Genomic DNA, 20,941 nt, shown 5'->3' on the forward strand with positions numbered 1-20,941 from the left:
CAAACGATGAACGCAAAGACAGGAAAGGTCTCTATCAAAGAGAAAATCGGGTATGGATTAGGTGATGCCGCAGCAAATATTGGATGGAGAGGTGTAGGGACGTTCCTGATCATATTTTACACCGATGTGGTCGGATTAAACCCTGTAACCGTGGGCATACTTTTGCTTACGGCACGATTCAGCGATGGTATCAGTGATATTGTCATGGGAATAATAGGTGACCGTACCAATTCCAAATATGGGAAATTCAGACCCTGGATACTCTGGACGGCGATTCCTTTGGGGATTAGTTTAGCGCTTCTTTTTACAAGTCCGGAAATGGGTGAGTCGGGTAAGATCATTTATGCCTATATCACCTACATCGCATTTACTTTGATCTATACGGCCAACAACATTCCGTACGGTGCATTAATGGCCGTCATGAGTGGTGATCATAAAGAAAGGACAAGTATAGGGTCTTTTAGAATGATTGGCTCATTTGGTGGGGGAATCCTTGTACAGGGAGCACTACTTTTCCTCGTAGCTTATTTTGGAAATGTAGGGCCTAAAGTAGAGGTTTCAAAGCTAGGAGAACAGACCTATAAAGTCGATATTCTAGCCACAAGGGATGTTGAAAATGTAAATGTAAAAACAGAAGATGGGATCGCTACTTTTACTTGGAACGATGAACGTTCATCGACAGATACGCCCACTGTCGGAAAGACCTTTAGCATGGTATCCAACGAAACCTATTCCTTTCTGGTGAAGGGAGAGGAGAACCTCTCCGCTAGTGATTTTAGAATTATAAACCAACAAAAGGGGTATACCTATTCTTTTTATCTGATGGCCGTTATTTTGATTTTGCTCATGTTCGTAACGTTCGCTACGACAAAAGAGCGAATAAAACCTCCTAAAGCCCAGAAATCGAATATAATACAGGATATTAAAGATCTTTTAAGTAATCGTGCTTGGTTTACGTTGCTTATTAGTGCTTTATTTTCAAGTACTTATAATGCCTTGAAGCAGGGTATAATCATAATTTATTTTACGCACTACCTCCATAATCAGTTATTGGCAGCTTCTTATTTAGTGGGCTTAATGTTGGTATCTATTGTAGGTGCCATTATAATGACTCCTTTAAGTATAAGGTTTGGAAAACGGAATCTGTTTATTGCCTCCTTATTGGTGTCCGGTGCATTTATTTCCCTTATCGTTTTCTGCGGACCAGGTGCGGTTGTCGCTATTTTCGTTCTAGGACTACTTTCGGAATTGATCGGTGCTATGTTCTCCACGTTGACTTTTGTAATGTTAGGCGATGCCGCTGATTATTCAGAATGGAAGAACAATAGAAGGGCAACCGGTCTTGTATACTCTGCGGGATCTTTTTCCACCAAGTTTGGAGGAGGTATTGCAGGAGCTATCATTGGTGTTGTTTTAGGTAAATATGGTTATAATGGATTGGATCCGATTGCCATTCAGGGTGCGATCCCCGGGATAAAAATGCTAATGAGTTGGATACCTGCAATCGTTGCCTTCATGGGAGCATTACTGATGATGTTTTATCCACTATCCAAAAAAATGATGAATAAAATATCAGCTGATCTGGCAGAACGGAGGAGGCTTGAAAAATCTGTGGCCACGAATTGAATATAACCAAAGTCTTAATCAGGAATTGGCATTAGGTTAGTTTTCCTTTGAATTAGGGGAGGGTAGTGTCCCACCACCCTTATGTCTTATGTGACAAAGTTCTTCGATGGAAATTTCAAAGACAACCTCAAAAACCAGGTTCAGTTTCTTCTTAAAATCAATTCATCGTTTATTTGAACTTTTGGAACTGTAGTGTCGTCTAAACATATATATTAAATTAGTCTATTTGGGAACTTTTCTATAGTTGAATCCATATTCCTCTTGAAGTCTAAAATTCATGTAATCATCCGAAGGATAAACCGAAACGATTATTTTATCATTTTTAGCTTTGATCCATTTTACAAAATCAATGAACTCGGTTCCATGAGCTATCGTTCTGAATCTTATAGATTCACTTTTTTCTTTATAGAGGAATTTGATCTTATTAATTGTAGGGCCTCTATGTACTGATATGAATTCTAACGCGACAATACTTTCGTAGTGAATCCTTGTAATCTCATTCTTGAAAATCTGGTTTACAACTATAAATTGCTCTTTAAATTCAACATCAATCACTCTATCCCTAGCACGAATAACAAACCAAAGAGAAAGGAGAACCGTCACTATTACTACACTTATTTGAGCAGCTATATTTCCCGTGACAGTCACTCCAACATAGCCAAAACCAACGGACATTACGATAGCTATCAAAGAGTCTGTAATGTAAAACCTTGATGAGGAATGATATTTATACATTGGGAGAATTGTTTTTTTGAACTTTTATGGACTTGGCTAAGTTTTTTTATAGGAGGTATTGTTGTAGCACGTTTTTATTGATTTAAATATGTTAGAAGTATTGTCATTCCCATCCCAAGTAACGAAGAACCAATATTCATGATTATCATATTCGTTTTAGATATTCCATAAGTTCCATTCCTAATTTTCTCTTTATTAATTATTATTAAAGGAATGGTAATAATTATTATGAACGTTAACACTTGAAAAATTCCATACTTTTCATTCAAAAAATCTTCAGCTGACATGTCTTTAAAAAAATAAACAGACATAAATACAATAGCAGAAATAACGAAATAATTAAAAGAAGTTATGAGTATCCAGCCAATTTTTTTATTTATAAAAACTCCAATAAGTGGAATCAGTAAAACAATTGTTGATTTAAAATAATTTTGAATTTTTAATATATTCAAATACTCTGTAAATCTGCTATTTTCATAAATAGCAAATGCGTAATAATACTTTATTGTTCTTTGAATCCCGACAACAATTGATATTATAAAAAAACTTATTATTAATAGTTTAATTATTAAAATTAGATAATTGTTCTTTATGTATTCTTTCGTTAGTTTCAAAATGTGTTGTAACGTTTCGGCTCGTATGTTTAGCTATCCTTTATTTGAACTTTTTAGCAACGATAACCATTGGAATGGATTAGAGCATTCATTGTATCCACCGTTTAAATTAGTCTTATATTCCTTCTATTCTAAATATTTCTGTTCCGCTTGTAAGTTTCTGTTTAGGTTTACAAGTAGATAAGATTCTTCCACTATAAATACTTTCAAATTCCATTGTAATATTTTCGTTTTCAATCTCACAAACAATGTCCCCGCTTTTAATAATGTCACCAGGTTTAAAATACCATTTTGTAAGAGACAAACCTTTTTGATTTCCTAATTCTGGAGTGAAAATCGATTCAATCTTTCCTTTTTCCAAAATGAGTTCCGGTATTCCACTTAAATCAATTGCATTTTGACGAATTTCTTCAGTCGTTCTATAGTACGGATTACTTTTTAAGTCTTTATCGATTTCATTTCGCTTCTGATCGGAAAGGAATAATCTACGAATTATTGTTTTGATCATTGTAGTTAAATTAGTTACTAGGGTTCGCCGACATGGTGTCCTAACTTATCCTTTATTTGAACTTTTAATTCTATTTTGGTTCGCCGAGAAAGTGTCCTTTCTCATTTTTTGGCCATCTAGACTTAAAGATAATGATTTCGAATTTTAGGTTGAACGAAAAAATGGTAAGGCTACATTTTTAGTTAAGGCCACAGGGGTCAGGGACAGGGCAACAACTTGTGCGGGTGTTGTAAATGACGGATTAGTTACCGTAAAGTCCCTGCTGTTCGCTGTTACTGAGGTTGTACTCTCGGATGACCCACTATCTCCTATGGTAATATGGTAATTATACAGATTCGCATTTTGGCGTGTGCCAAAAGTGGTATTCACTATGGTGCTGTTATACGTGAACGAGAAGGTCTCCCCAGGAGCCACATGACCTCCCCGCTATTACCCCCAGAGCCAATGGTGCCACCACCGCAATCGCCTGTTTTTCCCACCCTGTTGTTCTTATTGTCGGTAAAGAAACTATCAAATTCATAGAACCGCTTCTCGGCTCTAAAATACTTGAAATCCATATCACAGGCCATACCTGTTTTTAAGCCCAGCCCAGTAGATAATCAATACGACTCCAAGATTTTGCTATCGATGAAAACCCATGAATCAGCATCCTTCTTGAAAGTCTCAATGATTACTGCCCCTACGGAACCAACTCTATTCTTTCTTATCCTATCGACTCCTACAATTAAATATGCCATTTGTTGATTAATTTGTATAGGGACCGAATAACTAAGGTGTAGATAACCTTCTAAATCACCTTTTACATTAATTGTTCTTTTATCAATTAAGATATCCTTAACAACTTTACAAACTGTAGGCCTCAACTGTCGACTTAGGGTATTATCTAAAATAGTTTTCTCTTCCTTATTAAAAAAACCGGAAGCCAATAAACTTTCCTTTAGAGATGACGACATTTCGTAGTCAAAAGTTACCATCAAATGTTTTTCTTTGGAATATTCCCTTTGTTTTAAAGAACAGGCATAGAGTTGACAACTCAATTGATCTAGGTTTTGAGAAAAGATAGATGTTGAGCAAAAGAATATTATAAAAAGGAAAATTGTTTTCATAAGCCACCCGTACGCTTTAAAACTGCTCCGGCATTAGAAATAAATACTTTTTCATCAAAAACAGCTTCTTCAAAAAGTATACCAGCTTCGTTTTCATCCAAAAAACCTGATTCAACCCATTCGTTCCCCCAAAAATTGTCTGAAAAAACAGCATCTCCCAAATGGGTATACTCATGAAGAATGGTCACTGCTACTAGAAAAGCCATCGCGTCCGATATTTCTGGCGTTCGAGAATTTTCCAGTTTATTAACTAAATCGATATCTAAATTTAAAATATTTACTTGACTTGGTATAACGTGCCCTCGATAGGATCCTAATTTTTCGTTACTTCCTTCCCCTCCTAATTGAGTTATATTTATTTCAGGACCCTTGCCCCATTGAAGAGCTTCTTTAATGGTCTCCTTTGGAGCTTCGGTAATATCGTTGATTGCATCTATAACCTTTTGGTTATTGGCTATTTTTGGCAACTGGTTCATTAAATATTCCGTGAGCTTTGGATAATCCCTTTTATATTGCGCTGCCTTGGAAACTGGATATTTTATTAATGGTGCTACTGAAATTATACTTCCATTCATTGTAGAATCAATAATTTCATTCACTGAACCTTTGGACTGGTCGTTTATACCATATTTTATGAAAAACGAAACCAGAATCTCTGGAAAACCGTTGTTATCCTCCAAGAAATTAAGTTCTCCCCAGGAAAGGGAATTGTCCAAAAAATAGAATACCTTCTGTATCGCCCTGTCGTAACCTCTTAAGGCCAAACCGCCTTCCGGGCTTGGGCAATCACTTGACTTACCGTAAAGCACCGATTTCTTCGTGGGCGAGCCAGAGTCCGGACAGGGGGCAAATTCAACGATTCCCGAATCCCTAATCTGGGAGCTGCTAGAACATGGCGCTCCACTGCCTGTGTTCGTGTTTGTAGAAATGTTTACCGAAACTACCGTCGGGGACAGGGCAACAACTTGTGCGGGTGTTGTAAATGACGGATTAGTTACCGTAAAATCACTACTACTTGCCGTCGCAACATGGGTCTGGGCCCCGTTTTCCGTATGTATCGTTGAACTAAAATTATAGGTGCCACCCATGGTAGAATTGCTGAAAATCGCCTCCACGGTCCTACCGTCATAGCTCTGGGTGAAAGTTGATCCCGGAGCGATGGGCGGTCCTGATGTACCACCGGTATAACCACCACCACAATCACTTGATTCCCCCACTATCCCCGCCTTGGAATCTTTGAAGAATTGATCGTATGTATAGAAATGATACTCCCCCACAAATTGGGATAAATCCCCATCACTTTCCATAAAAGCCCGCATAAATTTTGGGTCTATCTCATACCCTATAACATATGGCGCTTCCAAAATGCCACTTACGGACCTATGTATGACCAAATTGTAAATATGGTTGGAAGGAGCGCCTTTTACCCGCATTTCCAATGTATAATTGGATCCTTTGTCCAAATTGATCACTTCCACGATACTGTCCAAATTTATCCTTACATTGTTATATTTGATCTTACTGGTACTCCCTATGCTTTTTCCTGAGATCGTGGTTAAATTTTCAATAATATCAGGAACTTCTGTAAGGGGCATTTTCTTGATTATCGTACCATCTTCCTTAATAATGTTTTCACTGTCAAAAGTAACATCGGTGGAAAGTGGCTCAACCTGGTCGCAGGATTGTAGAATACCGATAAATAGTACCAGTATAAAAATACAATAGGATTTCATAAGATTCTTGAGTTTAGGGTTGGATGCCCCAATCTATTATAAATTCCTACCCCCCCCACCATGATAACCTTATAAAAACCAAGGTTTTCCTTTTTTTCGACCAAAGTAGGTTTAATCAATTATCTGAACTGTAGCAATTCGTTTATTTTCTCTGGATTATCAAAATTCCCCCAGAAGTATTCAATCTCTATAGTATTGTCTAAAATCCTATAGAACATAGTCGTATGTTTGGTAATGAATGCGGCCCTACTTATTTGATCATATTCTGAAACCTTGAACATTTCAGGATTTTCAAAGATTAACTTTATAGTGTGATCCACTATGTCAATAAAATTGGTTGCGATTTCGACTGTCCATTTTTCCAATAGGTAATCCACTATTCCATTAAAGGACGTATCGGCCTTCCGGGTCCAAACCACTCTCATACACGCAACTTTTTGCGCACATCGGACATTACGTCCTTATGGTCCCTCGTTCTTCCCTCCTTGCTATCCTCACGGCTTTCCCTAAGTGCTTCCCTTATTTCAAGGACCTTTGCTTCCTCTGGAAAAAGAATCGTACTTAACACAACCATTTCTTCGATAGTGAAACTCTTCTTTTTAACCTTGTTATAGAAGGTGGCTCTTGAAACCCCGAGCTGCTCTATCAAAAATTCTTTCTTATACTTACTGTCTTCAATATAATCGTCTATATTCTCGAGTAGACTCTGGTATTTATAAACAATGTCTAGCATAATTTAATATTATTGATTCATATATTAGACTAATATATAAAATAATTTAGACATTCAAGCTTTTATTGAAATATTGTACCATTCGATTTTCACCGACATGCTGTCCTAACTCATCCTTTATTTAGACTTTAACGAAACCTATGTTTTCCATTTCCTCTTCGTGGGATTCCGATACCGTTACCAAGATTCTTTGGCCAGTACCACAGCCACATGATTCACATAAAATATCCAGAGTTGAATTATTATCAAATTTTATATTTAAGGCAATGATTCCGTTATCGACCAAAAATTCTTCTAACGCAATGGTTGTATCCGAGTTCAGGTCATTCTCACCAGTGCCCCAGGGATCAGCACATTTGCTTTGCTCCCAATAGAATTGATTTCCCTCTTCATCTTTATCGCAGGAAACAAATATCAAGGCCACTACCAAGATAAAAACAAGAAATATACTACCATTCATCACTCTTCGAAGACTCAACATTGACTTGTCTATATAGATCATCGTTTTTTTGAACTATTATAAAGATACTGATTTGGATTCTGAACCGTGCAAGAAAATGGAAAGGCTACTATAGCTTAGAAAAGCAATAGAACAAGCCTTAGTTATTTTTTGAGTAAATAACCTTATAGTGGGTATAAACTCGAATTCTCACTAGTATTCTATAGTTTATTTCTGTATTGGTTTGCCGAGAAAGTGTCCTATCTCATCCTTTATTTAAACCCTGGTAATGGTCTAGGAGCCATTGTTAAGTGACTTCATTATATTAGTTAGTATGCTCTTTTTCACTCTAAAAACAGTACCGTGCCTAGTACCTTTAGGGAAAATGACTTTATCTGAAATAACATCCCATTGCTTTAAATCCAAAGAACTTACAGCGCCCATTCTTTTTTCAGTGTACATATCAAAATATACAATCCATTTGTCATCTATTTTTATGGCTGTTGGTCCTTCTACCCAATTGGGACTTATAGGCTTGGAAGCTTCGGAGTAGTTGTCAGTAAGGGTATTACTGGTTGCTATTCGAATATTCTTTTCAACCTTAGGGAGTTTTGTTTCATTTTTCAGAAACATTATATAGGTGTCATCTTCCTTTTGTATTGTAGCGTCTATTACATTAAAACCTTTGTCATATAGCATTTTAGTTTCACTAAAATCGACAAAATCTTTAGTAGTGGTGTAATACATTCTGTGGTTTCTGCCATTTCCATTAGAATCATCTGTTTCGGGAAATCTGCCAGGGATTGTGGTAGCCCAACATATTAAATATAACTCTGATGCTTCATCATAAAACAATTCCGGAGCCCAACAGTTTACGGCATCTGGTTCATGATGCATCACAGGAATATATTTCTGTTCAGACCAATCTGTTAAATTTGTTGAACTGGCATACCCAATCCCTCTTTCGTTCCAGCTTACCGTCCATACCATGTGAAATTTATTGTCACCTCCCTTTATAATACAAGGGTCCCTCATCAATTTATCTTGACCGATTTTTGGCTCTAAGAATGATTTGTCGTTATTAAGAGCTTCCCACTTTAAACCATCTTCGCTGGAGGCTAAATGTAATCCGTCTTCACCATTTCCTTTAAAATATGAAAATAAATAAATTTCAGACTCTTTTTTTGAACAACCCAACATGGTGAGTAGAAGTAGTATTGATATTATTTTTCCCATCCTTTATTTGAACTTTTATAAATGTTCAATGAAGTTCATGCGTTTGCCCAAAATCCTGACAATAAAAATTTCATCTGCATTGTCAAATTGATAAAAAATAACATGAGCCTTATAACTGTAATATTTTAAGGAGCGGGCAATTGTTGAGGCATCCTTAGCCAATTCTGGTCGTTCTGCCAACTCTTCCAAAAAACTTTCCAGAGCAAGTAAGTACTTGGTCGCTTGGTCAGGGCCAAAAAACCTGATTCCGTACTTATACATACCCACTAAATCATATTGGGCTCTCGCAGATAAACTATAATTCCCCATTATCCACTTTTGCGATAATGTCGCTTATTTTCAGATTGCTTCTGCCGCTTTGCAACCCTTCATCAATGGCAGTTTTAAGTTCTAGGAGCTTCATATTCTGTTCTTGATCCTTTCTTACCAATTCTCTTATGTATTCACTGTCATTGGTAAAATCACCCGCTTTAACCCTAAGCTTTATCCAACCGTCCTGTTGATCTGTAAAAGTGATTGATTTTCTTACTGTTTCCATAATTAAAAATATATGGTGCAATATAGTTCTATTTCGCACCATATGCAAAAATACTTGTTTTCTTACTATCCTTTCTTTGAACTTTTAATTCTATTCTGGTTTGTCGAGAAAGTGTCCTATCTCATCCTTTATTTGAACTTTTAATTCTATTCTTGTTTGCCGAGAAAGTGTCCTAACTTATCCTTTTTTTTTGAGCTTTCCCTTAAGTTACGATTTATGAATTATTAATTGCAGGAAAAAAGGGCAAGGTTACAACACAACAGTTATGTTTGAGAAAAGTCCATTTACGTTCTGACTCAAACTTTTTAAGAATCTAATTGAGTTTTTATTCCAGTTATTATTTCTGGTAATACCATAAAAAGTGGTAATGAGAAATTCCTTCACAACTACTAGTTATTTGAAGAATATCAAGCTTTTCCGAGTTCTCATTTACAAAATCGACTAGCTTCTTTTTTTTATTGAATTCAATTACTTTAAGTTTCTTGTCCATCTTTTAAATATCAAATTTTTCAAAATAGTTGGCAACTTGTTAAGATTGGTGTAACTACCTCTTTACACATCTAAATTAGAACAAAATCGCTGTATTTTATAGTCATTTATTTGAACTTTGGCTTATCATTTAAATACTTTCCCCGAAAGTCAGTAAGTTATTGTCAGGATCAAGAACTGAAAATTCTTTTTGTCCCCAAGGCTTTGCCTGTAGACTTCCATTAGGATGAATAGTAGTCCCTTTGGCCAACAACCATTGATAATACTTTTCGATATCATCGACCCTTATGTAAACTTGCCCATAATTTTCTTTTGGATCTAGTGCCTGGAATTCAAAAAAATGAATTTGGATTTCGTCCTTTTTCAATATTAGATAACCTTCGTATTCAGTGCTTCCAAGTTCTTCAAAACCTAATTGATGTAAATAAAAATCCTTGGTAGTTGCCTTGCTGCGCATCGGTATTTTTGGACTGATTTCTGTAAACATGGTTGATCCTTTATTTGAACTTTTATAAGGTTGAAAGCTTTGAATGATTATAAATATGGGGCACTACAAGAATCACTTATTTTTTAAGGTTTAAAAGTGATCTGTCCCTAATCGCTTTGAATTCCGATTTTTCATTCCAATTGGGGTAGCTATCCTCATTGGCCAATGTATAACCGATTTTAAAAAACAATTTGGCATCTTCAATACAACCTTCTAAATCCGATGTTTCCGGATTGTACTCATCTGCCGGTTTATGGTATGCCGTTGCCCAATAGTTTTTAACCTGTTGCTTGGCCCAATCCTTACCATGTTCCCTACTGTCTTGCCAACCTTTTATAAATAACGAAGGGATACCGACTTTGGCAAAGCTAAAATGATCGGACCGGTAGTACATTCCATTTTCTGGAAACGCCTCTTCAACGATATACCTATCTTGTTCTTTAGCGGATTCGGCTACATAATCATCCAATTCGGATTGCCCAAAACCGGTAATGGTCACATCTTTCATTTTACCCATGGGTAATAGCAATTCGTAATTTAAATTGGCAATTGTTTTTTCAGGAGGGAACACACCGTTTTGGGCATAATAGGCAGATCCTGTCATACCGGTTTCTTCGGCTGTAATAGATAGAAAAACAACCGATCTTTTAGGTTTCTCCTTTAAATTGGCAAAGGCTTTGGCCGTTTCAAGCATGGCAGCCAACGCGGTTCCATTGTCCATGGCCCCATTGTAAATGGAGTCGCCGTCATGTTTTGGACCAATACCGAAATGATCCCAATGCGCACTGTAAACGATACATTCATCCGCTCTTTCGGTACCTTCTATGATCCCTACGACATTTCTACTGTTTTGGAATTTCAATTCGGTTTTGATCGAGAGGTTTAGATCACAGTTTAAACTGACTGCCTTGAATTCGTTTGACATGGCTTGATTTGCCAATTCATTAAAGTTTAAACCCGATTTTTCGAATAAATTTTTACACGCTCTATCGGTAATCCAACCTTCCAAAGCACATTTAGAGTGGTTCTTATCTTTTGCTTGAAGTGAAATACCAGAACTGGACGTATTCGTTAAAACCTGCCATCCGTAACCTGCAGGTTTCGTGGAGTGGATCACCATAATGCCTTTTGCACCTTGCCTTGCGGCTTCTTCGTATTTGTATGCCCAACGACCGTAATAGGTCATTGAATTTCCTTTGAATAATTCTGGGTTTTGGGTGGCAAAACCGGGATCGTTCACCAGTACTAAAACAGTTTTCCCTTTTACATCAATACCTTCATAATCGTTCCAATTATATTCAGGTGCAACAATGCCGTAACCCGCAAAGATAATTTCGGAATCTTTAATCTCTACGGTATCATCAAGGTAAGGTGTTTTTGCAATGTAATCCGTGGTTTTTTCTAAAACAACTTCTCCACCTTTTGTGTTTATCGAAATTTCATTATCCGGGGTGAAATTCATTTCTACCAAAGGAACATTCTGGAAATAACTATCCCCATAAGCACCTTTGATCCCCATTTTCTTGAATTCATTGGCAATATAATTCACTGATTTTTCCTCGCCAATGGTGAAAGGTTTCCTTCCTTGAAATTCATCGGAAGAAAGGGTTATTAAATGTTTTTCAAAATCAGTTGAATTAATGGTGTTCTCAGCATCCAAAGCATTGTTTTCATTTTTGCAGGCAGTGAGGACAATTAAAAAAAACACAATGAAAATCGAGGGTCTTGAAGTAAATATCATTCTGATGGTTTTATTCAAATAAAAGTACAGTTTTAATACTTAAAACACATTACGTAAAGACAGGAAATCAAATGGTGATGACTTTACTTGGGTTATACCAAATATTAAACTTGAAGCCTTGGGAAACAAGGTGGTTAAGGAATATAGTAACGACCTAAAAAAGTAATAGGTTTCATTCTTAAGGAAAGGCACACCTTCTTTTGAATCCATAGTAATACCATGTAGGTTTTTAGTCGGTGCATCCATTCCTTCCTAATGTCATATATCTTTTACGAATTAAATAATATATGCCTTAAAACCAGTGATTTTTCCACATAGCTAGCTAACCTTCGAGTGAGGCATGCAATTGTTTCTTAAGTATTCTGAGGTTGAACTATCCCTTGTTTATTTTCTTCCTACTTCATTGGCCCAATTGCCTCTGAAAATTATCTTTTGGTCGTGGATCTTATATATGAACTTACCATATTGGACAAAAATTCCGGCGGAAGCATTTACTACCCAAGAATTATCGGGAATGTTAAAGAAATTCTCAGCTGTAATTATCTTCTGACCCAATTGGTCGTTTATAGAAAACGTTGCCTGTGGCCCAACATCCCATCCAAGGTGGGTATTATAACTTAGTTTTAGATCACCCACTAATTTAAAATTATCCTTGGTTTCTATTTTTGTTTTGATTCGTCCTATACTTCCATCATTTAAATCCTTGTCAGGAGTTACCTCAATGGTAAGTTTTGGCAATTCAAAAGCCGATTTAGAGGCCAGGATCATAATGGATTCGTTTTTTATAACGGTATTGTTTTTGTCATAAAATTCAAAAGCAAGCTCCATGTCTTCTATACCATCCGGGGCAATTGTTATTTGATCGGCAAAATAACCTTCCCTTTCAATGTTTTTAGAGTAAATAACCTCGTCCAAATACTTTACAACAACTTTTTTAACCTCCTTATCATTAAATAATTCCAGCGGTATTTGCGTTTTTGTATGTATGGACTTGTTTTTTGGACTTATGATCAGTCCTTTCATATAATCCCTCATGGCATACCAAACCGGCCGTGGGGAACCATATTTGTCATTCAGGTCTTTATACCCCCAGAATCCAAACCATTCTTCCGGTTGATTAATGTTGTGTTTGTTTTTATCGCCACCTTTCCACCAGCCATCGGCATAATAAAATGGGCACATTCCTACGGCTCCCGCATCAATAAGATCTCGATAATTGGAGATCAGGCCATCACTTTGCTGTTTTAAGGTGTTTGAACCATACTGTCCGTTGCCTCCTTCCGGTGAAACCGAATAACCGAACTCCGTAGTTATAAAAGGCTTGTCCAATCCATTTAATTCATTCAATCCTTTAATGTAATCCTTAAAACCCATTGTTGCTGTTTGCCCTTCATTGTGGTCATAACAATTGTAGGCGTACACATCGAACAAACTTTCATCCATATAATCACTGATCATCGCATTTGCGGATAACGTAACAGGAATCCCTGGATGGTTTTCATGAATCGTATCAACAAGAAGTTGCATTAGATCCACAAAGGCCTTGCCCGTTACACTATGTATATGATCTGTTTGGGGCTCATTGATAACCAAATACGAAATGATACAATCATAGTTTTTTGCATATTTCAGTAATCTTTTTACCCCCTTAACACTTTCCTTAATGAATTTTTGATCCCCATAATCTGCTTCTGGGTTTATTTCCAATCCCATAATAAGTTTTAAACCGGATTCTTGAACAAGTTTCAATTGAGCTTCTGAATATTGGCTCCAAGTTCTGATGGTGTTATAACCGCCTTCCTTGATTTTTTCAAGGTCGAACTTCATCAATTCCAATTCATCCTTTTTCTCATCCTCATATGGATGTTGACCTGGACGGGCACCTATTTCATAACCAATGGCCTTAATGAAATATTTTTCACCATTTAGATGGTACCAATTATCTTTTAATTCAATTTTGGTTTTAGATTGGGAATATCCGTTTACAGCTATTAGCAAAAATAAAATAGCGATCAAGTTCAAATTAAGTTTCATACAATTCTATTATATATTGGATTCTATTTTTTTATTATTGATATACCCTTACATAATCGATCTCCATAGTATCTTGAGTAAAAGATGGATCCACGTCCCCTCCAAGATCACCTCCCATGGCTATATTCAATATGATAAAGAAATCGGCATTGAACGGTAGGCTGTCGTTATTTGTTAACGTTACATAAGGCTCATCATCATAAAGCACATAAATAACTTCAGGAGTCCATTCCAATGAATAAAGATGATACTCCGATGTTGAGGTAGGGGCTTCTGTTTCCAAACCATAACCAGCATACGAATCACTTGCACTGTCTTGCCAATGGAAAGTTCCCAGTACCGTATTTTTGTCCCAACCGGTTTGCTCCATGATATCCATTTCACCACAATTTGGCCAGCCAACACTGGAGAAGTTAGATCCTAACATCCATATTGCGGGCCAAGTACCTTGGGATGCAGGAAGTTTGGCCCTTACTTCAATCCTACCATAGGTAAATTTTTGCAATCCTTGGGATTTTATTCTTGCCGAAGTATAACCGCCATTTCCATCATCTTTGGCAATAATTTTAAGAACGCCATCTTCAACCACGGCATTTTCTAAATTATCCGTATAGGTCTGTAACTCATTGTTACCCCAACCCCCAGCTCCTGTGTCATAACCCCAATTGGAGGGACTTGGTGCTCCATTTGTATCAAATTCATCTGACCAAACCAATTGCAATTCACTATATACGTAGACTGTTATTGAGTAAGTAGTACTTGAAAATCCTACGGAATTATATGCTGAAACTATAATTGAATAGTCATTGGTACCACTTTGTGTAAAGGTGTATCTAAAGGTATTTTGAGTAAGTTCCAGCGTTTCATTATTAATTAAAACCTTATATGAAGTTGCATTTGTAGCTGTGATTGTGAAGTCAACAACCCCGCTACCATCTCCATTGGGATTATTCCCATCCGCACCAAATTTAACACCGGATATTGATAGGTCCGTTGGAATACCGGGCTCATCAACTTCATTCTCACTACTACAGGATAGAAATGACAATAGCATTGCCGTAAGTATCAAATAGATGATATTTTTCATTGTTTTATTATTTATTGGTTGAAAGAATAAGGTCTTTAATAGACCAAAGATTGCATTGAATGTGGTGGGATTGTATTAACTATTTCAAATTCGTTCACAAGTAATTTATACTGAATACTGTCATCTGTTTTATTCATTACTACGGTTACAATCTGTCCATCCGGATTTTGGAACGAAGTGCTTTCAAGGGTACTTCTGCTTGTAGTTGTGCTTACCCTTAAAGCTCCTTTTTTAATGAATTTTGAAAAATGACCTATATAGAAATACGAGGGTGTATAAATCAATTCCCCTGTTTTGGTATCGGCATGTATTGGTGCAAAGCAAAAATTCTGAACATGATTTGGACCTCCATTTTCATTCAATAGGATATTCCAATCCGTCCATCCAACTGTTCCACTATTAAAATCATTGATCATAGAGTTGCCATAACGTTCTGCATTAGACCACCTTTGGTATTGCGTTGGATCAAACTGCTCTTGACAGCCTTCTGTAAACAACAGATTTTTAGTTGGAAACGATTCTTTGATATTCTTTAAGTTGTCATATTTAGGTTCGCCACCTGCCCATGTTTCATACCAATGAAATCCGATTCCCCAAGCATATTTCATTGCTTCCGGGTCTTCAAAAATAGTATTTGCCCTTTGTGATATTAAATCCCTGTTATGGTCCCATACCACGATGTTCTTATCTCCCAACCCATTTTTTTCGAATGTTGGGCCTAAATAATTTTTCAAGAAATCGCGTTCTTCCTCCGCAGTATAAATGCAGGACTCCCAACGTTGAACAGCCATTGGTTCATTTTGGATGGTTACGCCCCAAACCGGAATATCCTCTGCTTCATAAGCTTCAATAAATTTTACATAGTAGTTTGCCCACGCTTGGTTGTATTCCGGCAATAATTTGCCGCCATGCAACATGTCGTTGTTGGTTTTCATAAAAGCCGGGGGGCTCCAAGGGCTTGCATAGAAGACCAAATCTTCTTTAATCAGGGCTTTTGCCCGTTTGATCATTGGTATGCGCTTTACCTTGTCTTTTTCTATGGAAAATGTTTTAAGATCCTTATCACCTTCTTCTATGTAAGTATGGCTTCCTAATCCAAAGTCGCTACTATGGATACTCGTTCTTATGATATTGTAGTTTATTCCTTCATCGGAATAATAGGCTTTTAAAAATTCTTCTTGTTTGTCTTTACCTAAGGTCGAAAACACCTCTGCAGCTGCATCTGTAATCGCCCCACCGATACCTAAAAATTCTTGAAAGGTTTTATTGGGGTTTACAAAAACGGAAATTTCCGCTTCGGTGGGTTGGGTCGAATTCACAAATACATTTTCATTTGTTTTCGACAATCTCAAATCGGTGTCTTTCGCAGTTGTGTATATCTCGACTTTTTGGTCGATAAGGGACCTTGTTACCTTTTCCATGCCTTTATCGTCCGGTACTTTCAATGCCTCTTTTTTTGAATTGTTACATGATACCATCAGCACGAATATTGCCATGGAAACAAAATATTTATTTTTCATCCTTTCTTTCTTTTAAATTCCAAATAGTTTAAAATGACGCCACCCTTATCAAAGACCAATTTGATTTTATTTTTCCCCTTTGACAATTTTATATTTTCAATGGTCATGGTTTCATAAATTGCACCGTCATTTGTAGTTTTAGGTAGTATGAGCACGTTTGATATGTGTCTTTTATCGTTTTCCAAATGAAAAGCCCCTTCCGTAACTTTACTCGAGTATCTTATTGAAACATCGAAGGCCCCTTCGGTCTCTGCCGTAACGGTATATTGCAACCATTCACCTTCCTGAATATCAAAAACTTCATACCCATTTGAATTTCGATCATTACAAGTTTGGATATCGACACCGTCATTCCGCATTTTATTTCCTTTATTCCATGAAACACGTATACCGGTGTCTACCCTATAATTAATAAAATCCTTATCCAGATAGGCATGGCCATTTGTTCCTAAATCGTACTCCGTTGCGTATATGATTCCCGGAATACTGTTTTTTTTATAAGGTTTGGTGGTGTTCGTGTTGACTTGTCGAAACATGGCATCAATAACATCGGGTTTTATGGTGAGGTGTTCCATCTTGTAATTTTCGGCCAGTTGCATTAATGCCTTAAAGGCAAAATCTTCAGTAGGTTTCTCTCCTCCATTTTTCCAATAGTTAAGAATAATTTCAAAACCGGGATTTTTGGTAACCGAAGTTACCCCAGCTATATTATCCACCTTTTTCATGGGCCAAAATGCCCAGCCAATAGTATTGGCTTCCATTAAATTAATGGCTTCCTTAAACCAAACATTTGAGTTTTCACCACTTTCACCCAACCAAATGGGCACATTATATTCCTTTCTGTAGTCCAAGAATTCCTGGATGGATTCCTTTGTGTTGAAATTCCAGTATTTATGGAAGCTTAATACCGTATTGTCGTCCCAAAGCGGAAAAATACCTTCGTAATTATTTCCCCAACAATTACCTTCAATAAAAATGATATGATAGGGATCCACCTCCCTAATAGCCTTGGTAATATCAACCATTAGCAGTCTTAAAGGGGCGTTCAATTTTTCATCACAGCCGTTTTTATCTTCTTCTGTAAAATTCCAATTGGGTTCGTTGATTATATCGTAACCCCCAATCCATGGTTCATCTTTATACCTATTTGCCAGTTTTTGCCATAAAGCAATCATTTTTCTTTGATTGGCTTCACTCTCCCACAGGGATGGTTTGGATGTATCGTAATCGGATATATTGGCATCGTTCCCTTGTCCGCCTGGTGCGGCATGTAAATCCAAGATAAGGTACATTTGATTTTCCTTACACCATTTCAGTACATCATCCGTCATTTGAAATCCTTTCTCGATCCAAGTGATCCCATCATTTTTTTCATCCTCGATGGGTGGTGTAAATAAGTTATAATGCATGGGTAACCTAATGGAGTTAAAACCCCAACTGGCCAAAGAATCCACATCTCTTTTGGTTACGCCATTGGCTAAATAAGCTTCATAGAATATCTCTGTTTTTTCCTTACCGATAAGGTCTTCTATTTTTTGTCTGATAATGTGTTGAGGCCCTGCGAATTTTCCCGTTTGCAGCATATAACCTTCCTGCACCATCCATCCTCCAAGACCTAAACCCCGCAATAGTACGTTCTTGCCATTCCCATCAACAATGTTCTGGCCCTCTGCATGCAAAAACATTTGAGCAGTAGCATCATTGAATGATGTTAAAAACAAGCAAAATATTATTAAACCAAAATATAATTTTTTCATTACTGAATTTTTATAGTAGGGCTATTACCAAACATATGTTCCAACGGCACCTGCATCCAATGATGTCGAGATCGAACCACTAGGGGATTTTATATTAAAGGCCATATCTATTGACGTATTGTTCACGACGATTACAACGATATCCCCACTTGGGGTTTCAAATGCTACATTCGGTAAATCGGAAGAATAGTTTGAACTGACCCGTACCGAACCCGGTCTTACAAATTTTGAGGCATGGGCGATAATATAATAGGCAACATTTCTTTTTACGGTATCACCATCAATGGTCAATGCCCCCAAACATTCGGTACAACCTCCATCTGTATGTATTTCCAAATTGGAATTCGAAGCTAAATTCCATTCTAAAACCGTTTTGCACCAATTACGGGTTGCACCGACAATCAATTCCCGTGTGTGCCAAAGTAGATTATCGTCAAATTCACTGTTAACACCCACCCATTGTTCTGTGAAATACAGGTTTTTATCAGGGTAAGCATTATGCACTGTACTCAAATTATCAATAGACCCCCCATATAGGTGAAAGGCCGAACCATCAACATATTCATTCGCTTCGGCATCAGCGAATATCGTAATGGGATAACTTGGATTATCCGCATTATGATCCCAAACGATAATTTTAGTCTGTATACCTGCGGTTTCAAAAGCCGGACCAAGGTGGTTTTTCACAAAATCGGCTTGATCAATCGCTTCCATATACATACTGGGGTTATTGCCATCATGTAAAGGTTCGTTTTGTACCGTTATGGCATCTACCGTAATTCCTTCCGCCTCATAGGCCTTTATATACTTTACAAAGTAATCTGCATATACTGCATAATATTCGGGCTTTAAACTTCCGCCTATGGAATTATTGTTCGTTTTCATCCAAGTTGGTGCGGACCAGGGTGATCCCATTATTTTAATATTGGGGTTGATCGCCAATATTTCCTTTAAAACCGGAATCAGGTTTTCCTTATCTTTTTCTATCGAAAACCTCTCTAGGCTTTCATCGGTTTCACCTTCGGATAAATCGTCATATGAGAACACTTCCGCATCTAAATCGGAAGCCCCAATACTGATTCTCAGATAACTTACACCAATGTTATCCGAATCAAAAAGTTCATTTAAAATTTCAGCTCTTGAAGCATCGGACATATCATTCAAATGCAATGCACTACCGCCCGTTAAGGAAAAGCCGAAACCGTCTATTGTTTGATACGTTGTTTCCGGGTCAACGGTAATTGAGAAATTGCCGTTCTCAGTATACGAAGGCACTTTGTTGGCCTGTAAATTAAACAACTCCGATTGATCAGGTTTGGTAACGTATAAATCCACATCGCTATATGCCGTAGATTGATCCGGTGGTGTTACCTCCGATGCATCGGAACTTGTATCGGTTGAAGAGCACTTGACCAATAAAAGAGCGCATAATAAAAGTATAAAGGGATGATTCATGATAAAATTTTAAATTATTAATTGAATTTGGTCAATACCATTTTTAATATGCCAGGTCATTTATATGAACCTATGGTATGCAAAATAATTACCATCCCCTTTTATAGGAAGGGTATTGGGTTTTTCAATAAAACTTAAGCCCACATACATACAATCCAATGAAGCATATGGGCTTTTAACAAAAACTAACTCAGTGCAAAAACCTTTGAATTTTTATGCCATTAATTAGATCCTCTCATTTCAACACGGGAAATTGAAATACCAGGAGTTTGGTTACCCCCGCATTTAATTACCAAATAGATTGTTCCGGAAGTGTCAAATGTCACTGAATTGCTTATAGAGTCCGAATACGAATTACCAACACAACCTACGGAAGAAAGTAAACCACTGATCGTCCCAGTACCACAACCTCCCCAAGTATTCAATCCCATGACAACATCATTTGCATAATCCTGCCCTTGTATGGGCTCTACGGTACTTGCCATTACCTCGAACCAGGTTTCATCGTTTCCTTCTCCAGAGACAACCATGTCTATTTTATACTCTTTATCCGCAACAACATCAATGGCTTGGTAAATAGCTTGTTGGTTCCAGCCACTCGCAACAATAGTTGCGCTACCTTCATTAAAAGTCCAGTAAGCTCCAGAATCACTAATGTTTAAAACGGTCCATTCTGCGTGGTCATCAGCATCCTCAAACAACCCTCCTTTTACTATGTTTCCTGCTACAGGGTCGGATACCTCGACTTCCAATTCCTGGGATGTGGTTTCTGAGACTCCTCCCTTACCCACGACCTTATGTGAAATGGAATACGTTCCAGCATCGGGTAAGAATATTTCTTCGGTTCCCCCTCCAGAATAAAAACCAGCTCCTGTTCCTAAATCCCAGTTTGATGAGATATAACTTCCATTGGCCGATAGTAGATAGGTATTATTCGAATCACTAACGGGTGTTATGGTAAAACTTGCATCTAAATCGGTATCATAAAGACCATTACCATCGCCCCACTCCTCTGGTTGACAAGAAAATAGTACTACGGTTGCCAACCCCAAGGTAAAAAACCTAGCAATATTTTTTAATTTTATATGTAAGTTCATAAAATT

General features: G+C 37.2%; 22 protein-coding genes. 1 reads left to right on the plus strand and 21 read right to left on the minus strand.

Annotated elements, in window-relative coordinates; all coding sequences use genetic code 11:
* Positions 1-6 precede the first annotated feature (6 nt).
* A complete protein-coding gene (locus tag R3X28_RS02155; protein WP_317662056.1) occupies positions 7-1,626 on the plus strand; it encodes an MFS transporter in 1,620 nt (539 codons plus the stop codon).
* 222 nt (positions 1,627-1,848) lie between these two features.
* Here the strand turns inward: R3X28_RS02155 and R3X28_RS02160 are convergent, their stop codons facing one another.
* From R3X28_RS02160 to R3X28_RS02260, 21 genes are all read right to left on the minus strand, one after another.
* Positions 1,849-2,361 carry a hypothetical protein gene (locus R3X28_RS02160; RefSeq protein WP_317662058.1) on the minus strand — a complete coding sequence of 171 codons (513 nt, stop codon included), beginning with the start codon at positions 2,359-2,361 and terminating at the stop codon, positions 1,849-1,851.
* Positions 2,362-2,435: 74 nt separating this feature from the next.
* Positions 2,436-2,975, minus strand: coding sequence for a hypothetical protein (locus R3X28_RS02165; protein ID WP_317662060.1), 540 nt, complete (start codon positions 2,973-2,975; stop codon positions 2,436-2,438).
* A gap of 115 nt (positions 2,976-3,090) precedes the next feature.
* Entirely contained in the window at positions 3,091-3,483 is a 393-nt protein-coding gene (locus R3X28_RS02170; RefSeq protein ID WP_317662062.1) for a biotin/lipoyl-containing protein, read from the minus strand.
* Positions 3,484-3,627: 144 nt separating this feature from the next.
* On the minus strand, positions 3,628-3,852 hold the full coding sequence (locus R3X28_RS02175; protein ID WP_317662064.1) for a hypothetical protein: 225 nt from the start codon (positions 3,850-3,852) through the stop codon (positions 3,628-3,630).
* Complete coding sequence (locus tag R3X28_RS02180; RefSeq protein WP_317662066.1) at positions 3,852-4,052, minus strand: hypothetical protein; 201 nt, start codon at positions 4,050-4,052, stop codon at positions 3,852-3,854. Before R3X28_RS02180 ends, R3X28_RS02175 begins: the two co-directional genes overlap by 1 nt.
* Before the next feature lie 30 nt (positions 4,053-4,082).
* Positions 4,083-4,520 (minus strand): hypothetical protein, encoded by a 438-nt coding sequence (locus tag R3X28_RS02185; RefSeq protein ID WP_317662068.1) that lies wholly within the window; start codon positions 4,518-4,520, stop codon positions 4,083-4,085.
* A 65-nt stretch (positions 4,521-4,585) separates the two neighbouring features.
* Positions 4,586-6,322 carry a hypothetical protein gene (locus R3X28_RS02190; protein ID WP_317662070.1) on the minus strand — a complete coding sequence of 579 codons (1,737 nt, stop codon included), beginning with the start codon at positions 6,320-6,322 and terminating at the stop codon, positions 4,586-4,588.
* Between the two features lie 119 nt (positions 6,323-6,441).
* Entirely contained in the window at positions 6,442-6,747 is a 306-nt protein-coding gene (locus R3X28_RS02195; RefSeq protein ID WP_317662072.1) for a type II toxin-antitoxin system RelE/ParE family toxin, read from the minus strand.
* Complete coding sequence (locus R3X28_RS02200) at positions 6,744-7,055, minus strand: hypothetical protein (protein ID WP_317662074.1); 312 nt, start codon at positions 7,053-7,055, stop codon at positions 6,744-6,746. Before R3X28_RS02200 ends, R3X28_RS02195 begins: the two co-directional genes overlap by 4 nt.
* A 121-nt stretch (positions 7,056-7,176) precedes the next feature.
* Positions 7,177-7,557, minus strand: coding sequence for a hypothetical protein (locus tag R3X28_RS02205; RefSeq protein ID WP_317662076.1), 381 nt, complete (start codon positions 7,555-7,557; stop codon positions 7,177-7,179).
* Positions 7,558-7,788: 231 nt separating this feature from the next.
* Positions 7,789-8,730 (minus strand): glycoside hydrolase family 43 protein, encoded by a 942-nt coding sequence (locus tag R3X28_RS02210; protein WP_317662078.1) that lies wholly within the window; start codon positions 8,728-8,730, stop codon positions 7,789-7,791.
* Positions 8,731-8,745: 15 nt separating this feature from the next.
* Positions 8,746-9,039, minus strand: a complete 294-nt coding sequence (locus R3X28_RS02215; protein WP_317662080.1) for a type II toxin-antitoxin system RelE/ParE family toxin — start codon at positions 9,037-9,039, stop codon at positions 8,746-8,748.
* Positions 9,026-9,268 carry a type II toxin-antitoxin system ParD family antitoxin gene (locus R3X28_RS02220; RefSeq protein ID WP_282053922.1) on the minus strand — a complete coding sequence of 81 codons (243 nt, stop codon included), beginning with the start codon at positions 9,266-9,268 and terminating at the stop codon, positions 9,026-9,028. The genes R3X28_RS02215 and R3X28_RS02220 overlap by 14 nt, the downstream gene beginning before the upstream one ends.
* A 619-nt stretch (positions 9,269-9,887) precedes the next feature.
* On the minus strand, positions 9,888-10,244 hold the full coding sequence (locus R3X28_RS02225; RefSeq protein ID WP_282053916.1) for a bleomycin resistance protein: 357 nt from the start codon (positions 10,242-10,244) through the stop codon (positions 9,888-9,890).
* A 76-nt stretch (positions 10,245-10,320) separates the two neighbouring features.
* Positions 10,321-11,985, minus strand: a complete 1,665-nt coding sequence (locus R3X28_RS02230; protein WP_282053915.1) for a M20/M25/M40 family metallo-hydrolase — start codon at positions 11,983-11,985, stop codon at positions 10,321-10,323.
* Between the two features lie 384 nt (positions 11,986-12,369).
* A complete protein-coding gene (locus R3X28_RS02235; RefSeq protein WP_282053914.1) occupies positions 12,370-14,019 on the minus strand; it encodes a hypothetical protein in 1,650 nt (549 codons plus the stop codon).
* 34 nt (positions 14,020-14,053) lie between these two features.
* Positions 14,054-15,106: a glycoside hydrolase family 16 protein gene (locus R3X28_RS02240; protein WP_317662082.1), complete on the minus strand. Its 1,053-nt coding sequence runs from the start codon at positions 15,104-15,106 to the stop codon at positions 14,054-14,056.
* A 35-nt stretch (positions 15,107-15,141) separates the two neighbouring features.
* Positions 15,142-16,527: a glycoside hydrolase family 30 protein gene (locus R3X28_RS02245; RefSeq protein WP_317663050.1), complete on the minus strand. Its 1,386-nt coding sequence runs from the start codon at positions 16,525-16,527 to the stop codon at positions 15,142-15,144.
* A gap of 95 nt (positions 16,528-16,622) precedes the next feature.
* Positions 16,623-18,383 (minus strand): cellulase family glycosylhydrolase, encoded by a 1,761-nt coding sequence (locus R3X28_RS02250; RefSeq protein ID WP_317662083.1) that lies wholly within the window; start codon positions 18,381-18,383, stop codon positions 16,623-16,625.
* A gap of 24 nt (positions 18,384-18,407) precedes the next feature.
* Entirely contained in the window at positions 18,408-19,838 is a 1,431-nt protein-coding gene (locus tag R3X28_RS02255; RefSeq protein ID WP_317662085.1) for a glycoside hydrolase family 30 protein, read from the minus strand.
* Between the two features lie 221 nt (positions 19,839-20,059).
* The gene (locus tag R3X28_RS02260; protein ID WP_317662087.1) at positions 20,060-20,935 is read right to left on the minus strand and encodes a hypothetical protein; all 876 of its coding nucleotides are present in this window, start codon (positions 20,933-20,935) and stop codon (positions 20,060-20,062) included.
* Positions 20,936-20,941: the final 6 nt, after the last annotated feature.

Origin of the sequence: Maribacter sp. TH_r10 (assembly GCF_033101095.1) — a bacterium.
In the GTDB taxonomy this organism is placed as follows: Bacteria; Bacteroidota; Bacteroidia; order Flavobacteriales; family Flavobacteriaceae; genus Maribacter_A; species Maribacter_A luteus.